We start from the raw sequence: 13405 nt of genomic DNA on the forward strand, positions 1-13405 counted from the left end.
AGAGGGCTTATGCTTTGGTCCCCTAAATTCCGCGAGATTTCATGCGGTCCACGCTGGACCTTCGCTGACGGTGGGAGGATAAGCGCCCGCCATTGAGTATCTGACGAACGAATGCAGACAGGAGCGGCGCGGGGCATGAGATGGGGGAGGCTTCGGACCGGCGCCTTTGCGGCCTGCCTCACCGCGCTGGCCTGCATGACCGCTGCCGCTTCGAGCGAGACGGACAGGCACCTCCCCGTCGGCAAGCCGCAGCGCATCATGTCGACCAACATGTGCAGCGATATCCTCCTGCTCATGCTCGTGCCGAAGGAACGGATCGCTTCGATCACTTACCTCGCGCACGACCCGGTCCAGGTCCTGATGCCCGGAGCCGATGCCGGAGTCGCGACCAATCACGGCTCGGCCGAGGAGGTCGTAACCCAGCAGCCCGACCTGATCCTCGCGAGCCCGTGGTCGGCCTCGGTGATGCGGCGATTGGCGGGCCAAGTGGGGGCCCCGCTGATAGAGATCGACGCCGCCAACAGCTTCGCAGACATTCGCCGCATCACCCGGCAGATCGGCGCGGCGGTCGGCGAACCGCAACGGGCTGAAGCCCTGATCGCCGACATGGACGCCAAGCTTGCCCAGCTCGACCGGGACCGGCCGGCGAATGCGCTCGAAGTGGCCGCCTGGAGCAGTGGCGACGCCGTGCCCGGGGCCGGTACCCTGACCGATGAGATCATCCGCCGCGCCGGTGCAATCAACCTCGCCCGCCGGATGCCCGATGCGAGCTATTCGACCTTCGGGGTCGAGGAACTGCTGGCGGCGCGCCCCGACGCGATCATGCGCGGCGAAGACCGCTACGACGGACCGGCCCTGCGCGATGCGGTGTCGGAACATCCGGCAATCCGCAGGGCTTACGCCGGACGGCGGATTTCCTATCCAGCCTCGCTCTACGCCTGCGGCCTGCCGCAATCGGCCGACGCCGTGCTCCAATTGCGCCAGGCCCTGGCCAAAGTCCCGCAAGGCGGTGTGGAGTGGTAGGTCGTCGGGCCTGGCCTTTCCTGGCAGCTGTGCTCCTCGTCGTCGGCGTGTTGCTGTCGCTCGGCACTGGAAGGGTCTGGCTCGATCCGGCTGTGCTGGCAGGCAGTGTGTTCGAACCGAAGCCGAACTTGCCCTGGCTGATCCTGTCCGAGCTGCGCCTGCCCCGCACGGTCCTCGCCATACTCGCTGGCACTACGCTCGGCCTGGCGGGCGCCACTCTGCAGGGCCTGTTGCGCAATCCGCTCGCCGAGCCAGGCCTGCTCGGCGTCTCGCCGGGCGCGGCGCTCGGCGCGGTGATCGCGATCTATTTCGGGCTATCGAGCACGTTCGCCTTGGCCAGGCCGACCCTCGGGATCGTTGGCGCCTTGGCCGCTGCCTCACTGACTCTGGGGGCCGGGCGGGGCGGTACCTTGACCATGATCCTCGCGGGCGTGGCCGTTTCGGGCTTGATGGGTGCAGGTCTCAGCCTCGCCCTCAATTTCGCGCCCAATCCCTATGCCGCCTACGAGATGACGATCTGGATGCTCGGTTCGCTGGCGGATCGGGATTGGAACCAGGTCATGCTGGCAGCGCCATTCATCCTCGTCGGCTGGCTATGCCTGTCCTTGACCGCCCGCGACCTGGATGCGCTCACACTAGGGGAGGCTCAAGCGCAAAGCCTGGGAGTCGACCTCTCGCGCACTCGCTTCCTGGCGCTCGCAGGCACTGCTCTTTCCGTGGGCGCGGCAACGGCCGTGACTGGGGCGATCGGCTTCATCGGCCTGCTTGCGCCGCATCTCGTGCGGCCATTCGTGGGCCACCAGCCGAGCCGGGTCCTGCTTCCCTCGGCGCTGTTCGGCGCGATCTTGCTGTTGTTCGCCGATGTCGCCACGCGGGTCATACCCACCGATCAGGAAGTGAAGCTCGGCGTCTTGACGAGCCTGGTGGGCACCCCGTTCTTCTTCTGGCTGGTCGCCAGATTGCGGCGGATGTCGCCATGAGCCGGATCGAGGCCGAAGGGCTCACCGTGGTGCGGGGCGGGCGGACGATCGTCAACGGCGTGACTCTCCATGCGCAAGGCGGCCAGTTGGTCGCCCTCATCGGCCCGAATGGCGCCGGCAAGTCGACCTTGCTGTCGATCCTGGCGGGGTTGCTGCGGCCCGATCGCGGCACGGCAAAGCTCGACGGGGCAGCGATCTCCGCCTTCGACCGGCGCGAACTGGCGCGCGTCCGCGCTTACTTGCCGCAGAACCCGCGCGCCGAATGGCCGGTATCGGTCGAACGGCTGGTTGCGCTCGGGTTGTTGCCGCAATTGCCGGCGTTTGGCGGGCTCCCGGACGAGATGCGCGCGCGCGTGGCCGCAGCCATTGAGGCCGTGGACCTGGCCAGTCATCGCGACCAACCGGCGACGACGCTGTCCGGCGGCGAACTGGTCCGCGCCATGCTTGCACGCGCCGTTGTCGGCGATCCTGAAGTGCTGCTGGTCGATGAGCCGCTCGCGGGCCTGGACCCGCGGCACGCGCTCGACGGGATGATCAGGCTCCGCGCGCTCGCCGACCAGGGTAAGCTCGTCATAGCCTCGCTCCACGACCTCACGCTCGCCGCGCGTTACGCCACGCACGTGGCGGTGATGAGCAATGGGCAACTTGCAGCCTTCGGCCCGACCGAGCAGACGCTGACCTCCGCCTTGCTGCGTGAGGTGTTCGAGGTAGACGCGTGCGTCACCGGCGCCGGCACGCCCACGGCGACGGTCGATTTCGTTCCACGGGCCGCGGTTTAAAGCACGCACTGGATCGACGGCATTCCCAGAAGGGTTTGATAAGGTCGCTGAGTACGTTAGCTACGGCTCACGTTGCTCAAACCGTCGCGGGGGGATGACTTGCTACGCAAGACGCAGATCGTGGTGGTGGGGGGCGGCGCAGGCGGCCTCGAACTGGTCCGTCGTCTCGGCGCGAAATTTGGTCGCAAGCGGCACGACATCATCCTCGTCGAAAAGAATCGCACGCATGTATGGAAGCCGCTGCTGCACGAGGTTGCGGCAGGCTCGCTCGACGCCAATCTCGACGAGGTAGGCTACCGCAGCCACTGCCACCGCTGGGGCTACCGCTACTTCTTCGGCAAGCTCGAAAGCGTCGACCGCGTCAATCGCCAAGTGATCATAGCGCCGCTGCTCGACGATGACGGTAGCGAGATCATCGGCCGGCATACCATACGCTACGACTATCTCGTCCTCGCCGTCGGATCGGAGTCGAACGACTTCGGCACGCCAGGCGTGGCCGAAAACTGCATGCGCCTGGATGATCGCGTCGGGGCGGACCGATTCCGCAACCGCCTACTCGACCACTGCCTGCGCGTGTCTCGGGAGATGAGCGTCGACCCGGCCGCCGACGCGCATGTGCAAGTGGTCATCGTTGGCGGCGGGGCGACGGGCGTGGAACTCGCTGCCGAACTCTACAACGCGGCTGGCGCACTAAGATACTATGGGCTCGAGGTGTTTGACGAAAGCCGGCTGGAGATCACCTTGATCGAAGCTGGACCGCGCATCCTTCCGGCGCTTCCGGAGCGCCTGGCTGAAGCGGCGCAGGCCGAACTCGAAGCGCTTGGCGTGCGCGTCCTCACTGGCGTGCGCGTGATTGAGGCCGTGCCCCATGCAATCGTCACCGAGGGCGGTGAGCGCATCACGGGCGACTTGCTGGTGTGGGCGGCGGGGGTGAAGGCACCGCCGATGCTGGCGAATCTCGACCTCGAAACCAATCGCATCAATCAGCTGGTGGTGCGGGACACTCTGCAGACTACGCGTGACCCGCTGATTTTCGCCATGGGCGACTGCTGTTCCTGCACGCCGGCTGGGCGCACCACTCCCGTTCCTCCGCGGGCGCAGGCAGCCCATCAGATGGCGCGGACGGTGTTCGTCAATCTCGTCCGCATCATGGATGGAAGGCCTCTCAAGGCCTTCGTCTACCACGATCACGGGTCGCTCGTTTCCTTGAGTCGTTTTTCGACGGTCGGCAGCCTGATGGGCAATCTGGTTGGAGGGAGGATGGCCATCGAAGGACGTCTGGCCCGGTTGGTCTATGCTTCGCTCTACCGGATGCACCTGATCGCGATCCACGGCTGGCTGAAGGGGATGACGCTCCTCCTCGTCGATCGGGTCAACCGCATCGTGCGGCCCCGACTCAAGCTGCATTGACGGTTACGAGCGTCCTTCTGTTCCGGCACCCGTTGACCACCCCCGAAAAGTCGCTAAATCGCGCCGTTCCCACGCAGTGGGGCGGTTAGCTCAGTTGGTAGAGCATCTCGTTTACACCGAGAGGGTCGGCGGTTCGAGCCCGTCACCGCCCACCATTCCCGATCGATAGCGAAGAGCCGCGCTAGGCCAAGCCGACCACAGCGGTACCTTGATAGCCGCGCGTCAGATCGCCGGTGAGCTTCAGCGTCTGCCGTTGCTGACCCGCTGGATCGGAATCGCCGAACACGAAATCCCGTCCAATCGGCAGGCGTTCGAGGTTGCGCAGCGAGTCCCCATAGCGCCCATCGCCGCCGTAGATTGCTCGGCATTCGGCGTCAGGGAAGGCCAGCTGGGAAACCAGCAGTGGCCGCGCGCCGCCAATAGCGGCCTGTGCGCTTTCGAACACTTCGAAATGGCAGTGCGGATAGCGGCCACCGTAACAGCCGGGGATGATGCTGGTGAAGCGGACGCGGCCCCCGGCATCAGACGGCTGCAGCCCGCGCAGGTAGTTGGTCTCCGCGAGATTATAGAGCGAATAGGCGCCCTCCGCGTCGTTCTGCCACAAGTAGACCGCGTGACCGGGAAGGGCGCCGCAGCCGGAGCCGACAAGCTCGATTTCCAGCTCGAGCGGCACGCCTTCCGCCGTTCCGCCCATCCCGGCAAAGCCCGAGCGGATATCGCGTCGCGCCACACCGTCGAGGTCGAGCACGTTGATCGGCCGTGCCCCGCCGTTGCTGCCGTCGGCGGGAAACGGCCCCCGGGTCTCGGTCGGTGAAGCCGCGCAGGCTGCATCTTCTCCCTGCGCTCCAGCCCGCGAGCCACAGGCGGTGAGTATCATCCCGCCAAGGCCGAGGGCCATGCCGCCGAGCAAGCGCCTGCGGTCCATTCCGGCAGCAAGGTCGCGGCTCAGCTGGGACATGGTGTCATCCCTTTCCTGGCGTCGCCTCGGCCACGAGTTCGCGCGCCTCGGCGCTCGACCAGTTGAAGCCGCCTACCATTCGCCAGATCTCCTTGCCGTCTGCGCCGTAAAGCACCGTAAGCGGCAATGCCGCGCCGCCGCCGTAGGCGAACGGCAAATCGTTCTTCGCGTCGATCCACTTCGGCAAGTTGGCGAGCTTGCGCTGGGCGAAGAACGGCTCGACCACTTCGGCGCCCTTCATGTCCTGGCTCACGGTCACGACGCGCACGCTGTCACCGAGTTCGGCGGCGAGGTCGTTGAGCTTGGGCATCTCTGCCACACAGGGCACGCACCAGGTGGCCCAGAGGTTGACCAGCGTCGGCTTGCCCTTGAGGTCGGCCATCGCCAGCGTCGCGCCCGAGGGGTCGACAAGTTGCGCCGCGGGCAGGGACTGGCCGACAAAGCTGCGGTCGATGGTGCCGGTAAGCTCGGCGCCGTTTTCAGGCGAAGCTTGTTCCTGCGGTTGCGCGGGTTCGGCGCTTTGCCTATCGCAGCCCCCGACGACGAGGGCGATAACACACGTGAGCAAGAACGACGGCGAACGGGGCATTGCAGGCTCCAACCAGATGTGGGGCGGGCGCTTCGCGGAAGGGCCCAGCTCGATTATGCGCGAAATTAACGCCTCGATCCCTTTCGACAAGGCATTGTGGCGTCAGGACATCGCCGCGAGCAAGGCCCACGCCGCAATGCTCGGCGCTTGCGGGATCGTTTCGGCCGAGGACGCCAAGGCGATTGAAGCGGGTCTCGACCAGGTTGCCGCTGAGTATGAGGCCGACGGCGTTCCGGAAGACTGGTCGCTCGAAGACATCCACATGACCACCGAAAGCCGGTTGGCCGAACTGATCGGCGCAGCCGCGGGTCGACTCCACACGGCGCGCAGCCGCAACGACCAGGTGGCGACCGATTTCCGCCTGTGGGTGCGCGATGCGATCGATCAGGTCGATGCGGGTCTGGAGGCACTCCAACGGGCGCTGGTGACGCGGGCGGGCGAGCATGCCGACAGCATCATGCCGGGATTCACACACCTGCAGACCGCGCAGCCAGTCACGCTCGGGCATCATCTGATGGCCTATTACGAGATGATCCGCCGCGACCGTTCGCGGTTTGCCGATGCTCGCAAGCGTTCGAATGAGTCGCCGCTCGGCAGTGCGGCGCTGGCCGGAACCGGTTTCCCGATCGACCGCGAGATGACCGCGCAAGCGCTTGGTTTCGACAAGCCGACCGCGAACAGCCTCGACTCGGTGTCCGATCGCGACTTCGCGCTCGATTATCTGATGTCTGCGGCTCAATGCTCGCTGCACCTGTCGCGGCTGGCGGAAGAGTTCATCATCTGGGCGAGCCAGCCGTTCGGCTTCGTGCGCCTGCCGGATTCGCTCTCGACCGGCAGTTCGATCATGCCGCAGAAGAAGAACCCCGACGCGGCAGAGCTGGTGCGCGGCCATGCCGGGCGTATTGTCGGCAGCGCGGTGTCGCTGATGGTGACGATGAAGGGCCTGCCGCTCGCTTATTCGAAGGACATGCAGGACGATAAGCCGCCGGTGTTCGAGGCGGCCAATCTGCTCGGCCTGTCGGTCGCGGCGATGACCGGGATGGTGGCGGAAGCGCAATTCCGCACCGACCGGATGCGCCAAGCGGCAGAGCTTGGCTATGCCACCGCGACGGACCTCGCCGACTGGCTGGTGCGCCAGGCGGGAATTCCCTTCCGCGAGGCGCATCACATCACCGGGGCGGCGGTCAAGCTGGCGGAGAGCCGCGGGATCGCGCTCGAAGCGCTGTCGCTGGCGGACCTGCAGGGGATCGACGGCCGGATTGGGGAGGGCGTTTACGCGGCCCTTTCGGTCGAAGCCTCGGTCGCCGCTCGCGCCAGCCACGGTGGCACTGCTCCGGCCGAAGTACGCAAACGTATCGCCGAGGCGCGTGAGGCGCTAGGTATGGGTGGATGACTCGTCTTCGCGCTCTCGTGCTCCTTGCGGGCCTGGGCCTTGCGGCCTGCGGTAGCCAGCAGGATCTCAAGCAGGCGGCCGGGCAGCCCTTGCCGCCCACTCCGTTCGCCAGGAACGAGCCCGAGACTTCAGCCGAATTGCTGGAGCCCAACACGCAGGCCGTCCCCACTCGCAATGTAGAATTACGGCAGCGCTCCGAAGAGCGCGAGGACGACCCGTTCGACCTGCCGCCCGAAGGGTAAAGACAGTCTAATCATGGATCATTTTCACATTCGCGACGGCGAGCTTTACGCCGAGGACGTTCCTTTGGCCCGCATCGCCGCGGAAGTCGGCACGCCGGTCTACGTCTATTCGCGCGCCACGCTCGAACGGCATGCGCGCGTGTTTCGGGAAGCATTGGCGCCGCTGGGCGATCCGCACGTGGCGTTCGCGGTCAAAGCCAATCCCAACCTGGCGGTGCTGCGCGTGATGCAGCGCGAAGGGTTCGGGGCGGACGTGGTGTCCGGCGGCGAACTGGCGCGAGCGCTGGCCGCTGGCATGCCGGCGAGCGAAGTCGTGTTCTCCGGGGTCGGCAAGCAGGACTACGAACTGATCCGCGGGCTCGATGCCGGAATCGGACAGTTCAATCTCGAATCCGAAGAGGAGGGCGCGGAGCTCTCGGCGCTCGCCGCGGCGCGGGGCCTTCGCGCTCCCTGCGCGCTGCGCGTCAATCCGGACGTCGACGCCGGCACGCATGACAAGATCTCGACCGGTAAGGCGGACAACAAGTTCGGCGTGCCGATCGGAGAAGCACCAGCGATCTACGCGCGCCTCGCGGCCATGCCCGGTCTCGATATGCGCGGGGTTGCGGTGCACATCGGTAGCCAACTGTCCGACCTCGCTCCGCTGGAGCGGGCGTTCGAAAAGCTTGGCGGGCTGATTAGCAGCTTGCGTGCCAACGGCCTCAAGGTCAGCCATGCCGATCTCGGCGGCGGTCTTGGCGTGCCGTACAAAGCGGGCGACGTAATGCCGAGCCCGGCCGCGTATGGCGAAATGGTCGCGCGCGTGACCAGCGGCTGGGACGTGCGGCTGATGTTCGAGCCTGGCCGTGTCATCGCCGGCAACGCCGGAGTGTTGCTGACCAAGGTCGTGCGCGTGAAGCGTGGGATCAGGGATCCGTTCGTGATCGTCGATGCGGCCATGAACGACCTAGCGCGACCGGCGCTCTACGGGTCGTGGCATGACTTCGAAGCGGTCCGGCCGTCGAACAAGCGCATGACCGCCAACATCGTCGGACCGATCTGCGAAACCGGCGACACCTTCGCCATGGGCCGTGATATCGAAGGCGTCGAAGCCGGCGACCTAGCGGTGTTCCGCACTGCCGGCGCTTACGGCGCGACGATGGCTTCGAGCTACAACAGCCGCGGTTTCGTGGCCGAGGTCATGGTCGATGGCGACAAGTTCGCCGTCGTCGCCGACCGCATCCTCCCGGAAGAGATCACCGCCGCCGAGCGGGTCCCGGACTGGCTCTGATGCGCTCGCTCCCGCTCTTCCATCGCATCGCCGGTCAGCCGGTGATCGTGCTGGGGGACGGGGCGGCTGCCGAGGCGAAAAGGCGCCTCGTGGAACGGGCTGGAGGGCAAACCTCAAGGGAACTTGAGGATGGCCTCTCGCGCGGGGCTCGACTGGCTTTTGTCGCGCATGAAGAGGCTGCCGCTTGCGAGGCGGACGCGGTCAAGCTGCGCGCTGCTGGCGTGCTGGTGAACGTGGTCGACCGGCCCGATTTGTGTGACTTCACGGTGCCGAGTTTGCTCGATCGCGACCCTGTGTTGATCGCGGTCGGCACGTCTGGGGCTTCGGCCGGATTGGCCAAGCAGTTGCGCTTGCGGCTGGAGGCCTTGTTCCCGGCTGATCTTGGCCGCTTGGCCGATGCTTTGAATGGCGCACGAGCGAAACTGCGGGCCCGATGGCCGGCTGCTGCGGATCGGCGCATGGCACTCGATGCTGCGTTCGCGGAGGGTGGGACGCTCGATCCTTTGACGGATGGCGCGGCGGACAGGGTGGATGTCTGGCTGGCTGATGCTGTGGCACCGGCGGCGGGACAGACGATCGAGCTAACGATCAGCAGCGACGATCCGGACGACCTGACGCTGAGGCAGGCGCGGTTGCTGGGAAGTGCCGACGTTATCTTGTTCGAGCCGGAGGTGGCTCATGCGATCCTCGACCGCTCTCGGGCCGACGCCGTGAGGCGGGAACTGCCGCACGACGGTTCACTGCTGCCCGGCCTCGTGCTGCTCTTACGCCGAAGGCCTGAAGCCTAGAGAATCCCGCCCGCGAGCCGGTCTATCGCCGCCTGCAGGATCACCGCAGCGGCGTGGCTGTCGATTCGCTCGGCCCGCTTGGCGCGGCTGAAGTCTTGCGAAATCATCGCGCGTTCGGCGCTGGTGGTGGACCAGCGTTCGTCCCAAAGCAGCACTGGCAATTCCAAGGGCGCGAGGTTGCGCGCGAACGCGCGGCTGGCCTGGGCGCGCGGTCCGCCGGTACCGTCCATATTGAGCGGCAGGCCGATCACAACACCCTTCACCCGCCGCTCGGCGACGAGGGCCTTCAGCGCGGCAAAGTCGTTGGAGAACTTGCCGCGCGGCAGCGTCTTGCCCGCGCTGGCAAAGCTCCAGCCGGCATCGCAGAACGCCGTGCCTATGGTCTTGGTGCCGAGGTCGAGCCCAAGCAGGACCCCGCCTTCAGGCAGGGCCGAACGGAAGTCACCAGCCTGCTCGGTAATCATCGCGCGGCCGACCAGGCGCCGATCCGCCGCGTCACGTCTTCCTGCAGGTTCCGCCAGAACAGCGGGATGTCGTAGACGTGATAGTTGTTGCCCGGCAGCACGTACTGGCCAAGCTCCGGTGGATCGCCGATCAGCAGGATCCCTCGCGGATCGCAGCGAGCGGGCACGGAGCCGGGCACGAGTTCGCCGCTGGTCATGGTCTCGTTCGGCACCAGCGTGCCGAGGTTCGCGGATGCTGGGGCCGAGCCGTTGAGTGTGCCGTTGAGCGGATTGACGCACAGGATCGGGCTCTCGCCACGTGGCTGTCCGTCGAAGCCCTTCGAAGCGCGGAAAATCTGGAACCAGGCGTCAGTCTCGGCGGGTTCGGCGAAGCTCGACCAGGTCATGATGCAGCCGGCCTGGTCCGGTGTGGCGCAAGCCGGAAGACCAAGGGCAGGGAGGTCGTGCGCGACCGAGATCGGCCAGCCCACTGGGTAGACCATGGCGATTCGCTGTTGCAGCGGAGTTCCGGCGACCTTTTCCCGCAGCAACCGCAGGATGTGATGCGAGCCCTGGCTATGTCCGGCGAGCACGATCGGCGTGTCGGGGCCGACACTGTCGACGAAATAGTCGAAAGCCTGCGCAACATCCTGATAAGCCGCGTCGATCGCCTCGTCGGCTCCCTCCGCATCGGTGAGGAACGCACCGAAAGTTGCCTGGCGATAACGCGGGGCCCAGATCTCGCTGGCGCGGTTGAACGGGCTCGCCATCCCGCGGAGGTAGACCTTGGCGCGGGTCTGCGACTGGGCATCGTCGAGCGGGGCGTTCCAGTGGACGCTCTCGAGGTAGCTGGTCGGGTGGACGAAGAAGACCGCGAAGTTCACCGGCGGCTTGGCCGCAGCGGGAACGCCGGCGGGCTGCCAGCGCGACGGGTCCGTCGGCGCTCCGATGCCGGGCCTTGAGAACCACATCGCCGGATCCTGGTAGGCGTTGCTGGCGAGCGGGTCCTGCGCGACGAACTCGGTCGAAGGCACGAAGGCGATTTCCGCAAGCTTGCTCGACCACAGCCGCAGCGCGAACGCGCCTGCGATGAGGATCACCAGAAATACGGCAACAATGTAGAGAAACTTACGGACCATCGGCCTCCGCCTTGAGTTGCGACCCATCTTGTTGGTTCTGTTCCGCCCGGCGCTCCAGCGCGACTTTGATCATCGCCAGGAGCGGATCGGCCAGGAACAGGCCGAGCACGCCGAACAGCACGCCCATGACAAGCTGCGCGGCCAGCACCAGGGCTGGGGCGAGATCGACCGTCTTCCGCGCGATCAGTGGGACTACGATGTAGCCGTCGATGTTCTGGACCAGGAAATAGACGAAGATCGTGTAGAGCCCCATCTCGAGCCCGCCGGAAAATCCGACGAGCACCATCAGCACGCCCGAAACGATCGCGCCGACATTGGGGATGAAGGCGAGCATGCCGGTCAGAATGGCCAGCAGCGCCGCCATCGGGACGCCGTAGACCGCGAGCATGACCCAGGTGAACACGCCTTCGAAGACCATGCCCAGCAGGCGTCCGCCCATCAGCCGGCGCATGGTGAAGGCCATGCGGTTCACGGTGATGTAGAAGTTTCCGCGCCGTTCGGGTGGCAGCATCCAGGCGATGCCCCGCTCATAGAGTCGTGGTTCGAGCGCGATGTAGATGCCGATGATCGCGACCAGAAACAGCGTCGTCAGCGCCCCGAAAATTCCGCCGATCGCCTTGGTCAGCGTGCCGACGCCACTCATCAACTGGCCGGCCACGCCTTGCACATCGTTAATGTCGATGTCGAAGCCCTTCTGGTCGAGCCACTGGAAGAAGCGGTTCGCCTGCTGCGTCACGATTTGCGGCAGTTCGGCCGCTTCATAGGCTATCTGCGAACCCGCAAACCGGGTGAGCCAGATTACGAACCCGATCGACGCGAGCAGTACGATCGCCAGCCGCCAGCCGCGTCCGATTGGGAGGATTCGCCCAAGCAGCCGGGCTCCGCCGTCGAGCATCGAAGCGAAGACCATCGCGCCGAAGATCACCAGCAACGCTTGCGAAATGTAGATCGCCAGGATCGCGAGACCGACGATGGTGACCCACAGCAGCGCTCGCTTGGCCTCGTAGCGCAGGGCCGGGCTGGTAATGTGGGTGGGGCTCGCCCGGTTGTCGCCCGCAGGACCGTCGGTGGCGTCAGTCTCGGCCATCACCCTCTCCCGCTCCGCGCAGTTCGGGGCGGAGAGTGGTCCAAGCACGGTCCGGGCGCAATGCCCTGAACCAGCTCAGCGGATTCCAGCCGGCGCTGCCGTCGAGAGAGAAGGTGATGATTTCCGCGCGGCCGCCGACGCTCGAGATCGGGACCGGACCGCCTAGCCCGTTGCTGATTGGCGCTGCGGGGGCGCGGCTGTCAGCCGAGTGATCGCGATTGTCGCCCATGAGGAACACGTAGCCTTCGGGCACTTCGATCTCGTCGAAATTGTCGAGCTGCTGCGTCATGTGGTCGATGATCAGATAGCTCGCGCCGTTCGGCAGCGTTTCGCGGTACGTCGGCGGTTCGTAGAATTCGCGGCCATCGGGATCGCGGACGCGGAATTGGTCGAAATCGGCGAGGCAGGGGCGTCCTTCGCAGAATTGCTCGTCCGCGACGGGAATCCGCACTGGGGGCTCGACTTCCTGCGGCACTTCCTTGCCGTTGAGAATGATCTGGCCGTCGACCATGGCGATGCGGTCGCCCGGACGGCCGATCACGCGCTTGATGTAGTCCTCTGCCTTATCCGGCGGGACCGCGATGACGATGTCGCCATATTCGGGAGTGGCGGGTGCGATGCGCCAGTCGCTGCGGGGGAGGAGGTGGAACGAGGCTGAGACCCAGCTCCAGCCGTAAGGGTACTTGCTGACGATCAACCTGTCACCGACCAGCAGGTTGGGAACCATGGATGCGCTGGGAATATAGAACGGCTTGGCTACGAACGTGTGGAACGCCAGCACGCCGAGCAGCATCAGCATCAGGCCGCGGATTTCCGCCACCCAGTTGACCTTGGCCTTCTTCTTCTTGCCGTGGGATTCGTCGGCGCCGATCGGTTCGGAAGGTTGGTCGTTCACGTTAGGGGGCGTGCCTCGATTACGACGAAAGCCTGAGCCCAGGGATGGTCGTCGGTAAGGGTAAGGTGGATGCGCGCCTCATGGCCATCCGGCGTCAGTTCCGCAAGCCGCTTCGCCGCGCCGTTTTCGAGATGCAGGGTCGGAGCGCCGGAGGGCAGGTTCACCACCCCGATATCCTTCATGTAGACACCCTTGAAGAAGCCCGTGCCCACGGCCTTGGAAAAGGCCTCCTTGGCGGCAAAGCGCTTTGCGTAAGTGCCAGCGCGGGTGAACGGCCGCTTGGCCGCCTTGGCACGCTCGATGACGGTGAAGCAGCGCAACTCGAAGCGATCACCATGCCGGTCGAGAGCGGCCTGGATGCGCTCGATATTGCAGAGGTCGGAGCCCATGCCGATGATCATGACCTGAT

The 13405-nt window shown here is 65.8% G+C and carries 15 protein-coding genes and 1 tRNA gene; 9 read left to right on the forward strand and 7 right to left on the reverse strand.

What is annotated here, in order from left to right; genetic code table 11:
• The first annotated feature begins 135 nt into the window (after window positions 1–135).
• From ASD76_RS01445 to ASD76_RS01465, 5 genes are all read left to right on the forward strand, one after another.
• Window positions 136–1023, forward strand: coding sequence for an ABC transporter substrate-binding protein (locus tag ASD76_RS01445; RefSeq protein ID WP_162249628.1), 888 nt, complete (start codon window positions 136–138; stop codon window positions 1021–1023).
• On the forward strand, window positions 1017–2003 hold the full coding sequence (locus ASD76_RS01450) for a FecCD family ABC transporter permease (protein WP_055917446.1): 987 nt from the start codon (window positions 1017–1019) through the stop codon (window positions 2001–2003). The genes ASD76_RS01445 and ASD76_RS01450 overlap by 7 nt, the downstream gene beginning before the upstream one ends.
• On the forward strand, window positions 2000–2782 hold the full coding sequence (locus tag ASD76_RS01455) for an ABC transporter ATP-binding protein (RefSeq protein WP_055917449.1): 783 nt from the start codon (window positions 2000–2002) through the stop codon (window positions 2780–2782). The genes ASD76_RS01450 and ASD76_RS01455 overlap by 4 nt, the downstream gene beginning before the upstream one ends.
• 99 nt (window positions 2783–2881) lie before the next feature.
• Complete coding sequence (locus ASD76_RS01460; protein WP_055917452.1) at window positions 2882–4192, forward strand: NAD(P)/FAD-dependent oxidoreductase; 1311 nt, start codon at window positions 2882–2884, stop codon at window positions 4190–4192.
• Window positions 4193–4271: 79 nt separating this feature from the next.
• Window positions 4272–4347: transfer RNA gene (locus tag ASD76_RS01465), tRNA-Val, on the forward strand.
• Between the two features lie 26 nt (window positions 4348–4373).
• Here the strand turns inward: ASD76_RS01465 and ASD76_RS01470 are convergent.
• Entirely contained in the window at window positions 4374–5150 is a 777-nt protein-coding gene (locus ASD76_RS01470) for an intradiol ring-cleavage dioxygenase (protein ID WP_156457505.1), read from the reverse strand.
• 4 nt (window positions 5151–5154) lie between these two features.
• Window positions 5155–5739 carry a TlpA family protein disulfide reductase gene (locus tag ASD76_RS01475; RefSeq protein ID WP_055917458.1) on the reverse strand — a complete coding sequence of 195 codons (585 nt, stop codon included), beginning with the start codon at window positions 5737–5739 and terminating at the stop codon, window positions 5155–5157.
• 16 nt (window positions 5740–5755) lie between these two features.
• Between ASD76_RS01475 and argH the strand changes: the two genes are divergently transcribed.
• The 4 genes from argH to ASD76_RS01495 are packed head-to-tail and all read left to right on the forward strand — an operon-like array spanning window position 5756 to window position 9432.
• Window positions 5756–7132 (forward strand): argininosuccinate lyase, encoded by a 1377-nt coding sequence (gene argH, locus ASD76_RS01480; RefSeq protein WP_055917461.1) that lies wholly within the window; start codon window positions 5756–5758, stop codon window positions 7130–7132.
• Window positions 7129–7374: a hypothetical protein gene (locus ASD76_RS01485; protein ID WP_055917464.1), complete on the forward strand. Its 246-nt coding sequence runs from the start codon at window positions 7129–7131 to the stop codon at window positions 7372–7374. The genes argH and ASD76_RS01485 overlap by 4 nt, the downstream gene beginning before the upstream one ends.
• Window positions 7375–7387: 13 nt before the next feature.
• A complete protein-coding gene (gene lysA, locus ASD76_RS01490) occupies window positions 7388–8644 on the forward strand; it encodes a diaminopimelate decarboxylase (RefSeq protein ID WP_055917467.1) in 1257 nt (418 codons plus the stop codon).
• Window positions 8641–9432: a bifunctional precorrin-2 dehydrogenase/sirohydrochlorin ferrochelatase gene (locus tag ASD76_RS01495; RefSeq protein WP_235506628.1), complete on the forward strand. Its 792-nt coding sequence runs from the start codon at window positions 8641–8643 to the stop codon at window positions 9430–9432. The genes lysA and ASD76_RS01495 overlap by 4 nt, the downstream gene beginning before the upstream one ends.
• Here ASD76_RS01495 and ruvX read toward each other — a convergent pair.
• Genes ruvX through acpS form a run of 5 tightly spaced genes read right to left on the reverse strand, consistent with a single transcriptional unit; the run spans window position 9429 to window position 13397 of the window.
• A complete protein-coding gene (gene ruvX, locus ASD76_RS01500) occupies window positions 9429–9896 on the reverse strand; it encodes a Holliday junction resolvase RuvX (protein WP_055917473.1) in 468 nt (155 codons plus the stop codon). The two genes, ASD76_RS01495 and ruvX, sit on opposite strands and share 4 nt — an antisense overlap.
• Entirely contained in the window at window positions 9893–11014 is a 1122-nt protein-coding gene (locus ASD76_RS01505; protein ID WP_055917477.1) for a DUF3089 domain-containing protein, read from the reverse strand. Before ASD76_RS01505 ends, ruvX begins: the two co-directional genes overlap by 4 nt.
• Window positions 11004–12101 carry an AI-2E family transporter gene (locus tag ASD76_RS01510; protein ID WP_055917480.1) on the reverse strand — a complete coding sequence of 366 codons (1098 nt, stop codon included), beginning with the start codon at window positions 12099–12101 and terminating at the stop codon, window positions 11004–11006. Before ASD76_RS01510 ends, ASD76_RS01505 begins: the two co-directional genes overlap by 11 nt.
• Window positions 12088–12996, reverse strand: a complete 909-nt coding sequence (gene lepB, locus ASD76_RS01515; RefSeq protein WP_055917483.1) for a signal peptidase I — start codon at window positions 12994–12996, stop codon at window positions 12088–12090. Before lepB ends, ASD76_RS01510 begins: the two co-directional genes overlap by 14 nt.
• Window positions 12993–13397, reverse strand: a complete 405-nt coding sequence (acpS, locus tag ASD76_RS01520; RefSeq protein ID WP_055917485.1) for a holo-ACP synthase — start codon at window positions 13395–13397, stop codon at window positions 12993–12995. The genes lepB and acpS overlap by 4 nt, the downstream gene beginning before the upstream one ends.
• Between the last annotated feature and the right edge of the window lie 8 nt (window positions 13398–13405).

It is taken from the genome of Altererythrobacter sp. Root672, assembly GCF_001427865.1.
In the GTDB taxonomy this organism is placed as follows: Bacteria; Pseudomonadota; Alphaproteobacteria; order Sphingomonadales; family Sphingomonadaceae; genus Croceibacterium_A.

Bases quoted from the DNA above. Each gene is read 5' to 3' on its own strand.
- ASD76_RS01475 (WP_055917458.1), bottom strand. From the start codon at position 5,739: ATGCCCCGTTCGCCGTCGTTCTTGCTCACGTGTGTTATCGCCCTCGTC.
- ASD76_RS01510 (WP_055917480.1), bottom strand. From the start codon at position 12,101: ATGGCCGAGACTGACGCCACCGACGGTCCTGCGGGCGACAACCGGGCG.
- lysA (WP_055917467.1), top strand. From the start codon at position 7,388: ATGGATCATTTTCACATTCGCGACGGCGAGCTTTACGCCGAGGACGTT.
- argH (WP_055917461.1), top strand. From the start codon at position 5,756: ATGTGGGGCGGGCGCTTCGCGGAAGGGCCCAGCTCGATTATGCGCGAA.
- ASD76_RS01445 (WP_162249628.1), top strand. From the start codon at position 136: ATGAGATGGGGGAGGCTTCGGACCGGCGCCTTTGCGGCCTGCCTCACC.
- ASD76_RS01470 (WP_156457505.1), bottom strand. From the start codon at position 5,150: ATGTCCCAGCTGAGCCGCGACCTTGCTGCCGGAATGGACCGCAGGCGC.
- ruvX (WP_055917473.1), bottom strand. From the start codon at position 9,896: ATGATTACCGAGCAGGCTGGTGACTTCCGTTCGGCCCTGCCTGAAGGC.
- ASD76_RS01455 (WP_055917449.1), top strand. From the start codon at position 2,000: ATGAGCCGGATCGAGGCCGAAGGGCTCACCGTGGTGCGGGGCGGGCGG.
- ASD76_RS01485 (WP_055917464.1), top strand. From the start codon at position 7,129: ATGACTCGTCTTCGCGCTCTCGTGCTCCTTGCGGGCCTGGGCCTTGCG.
- ASD76_RS01505 (WP_055917477.1), bottom strand. From the start codon at position 11,014: ATGGTCCGTAAGTTTCTCTACATTGTTGCCGTATTTCTGGTGATCCTC.
- acpS (WP_055917485.1), bottom strand. From the start codon at position 13,397: ATGATCATCGGCATGGGCTCCGACCTCTGCAATATCGAGCGCATCCAG.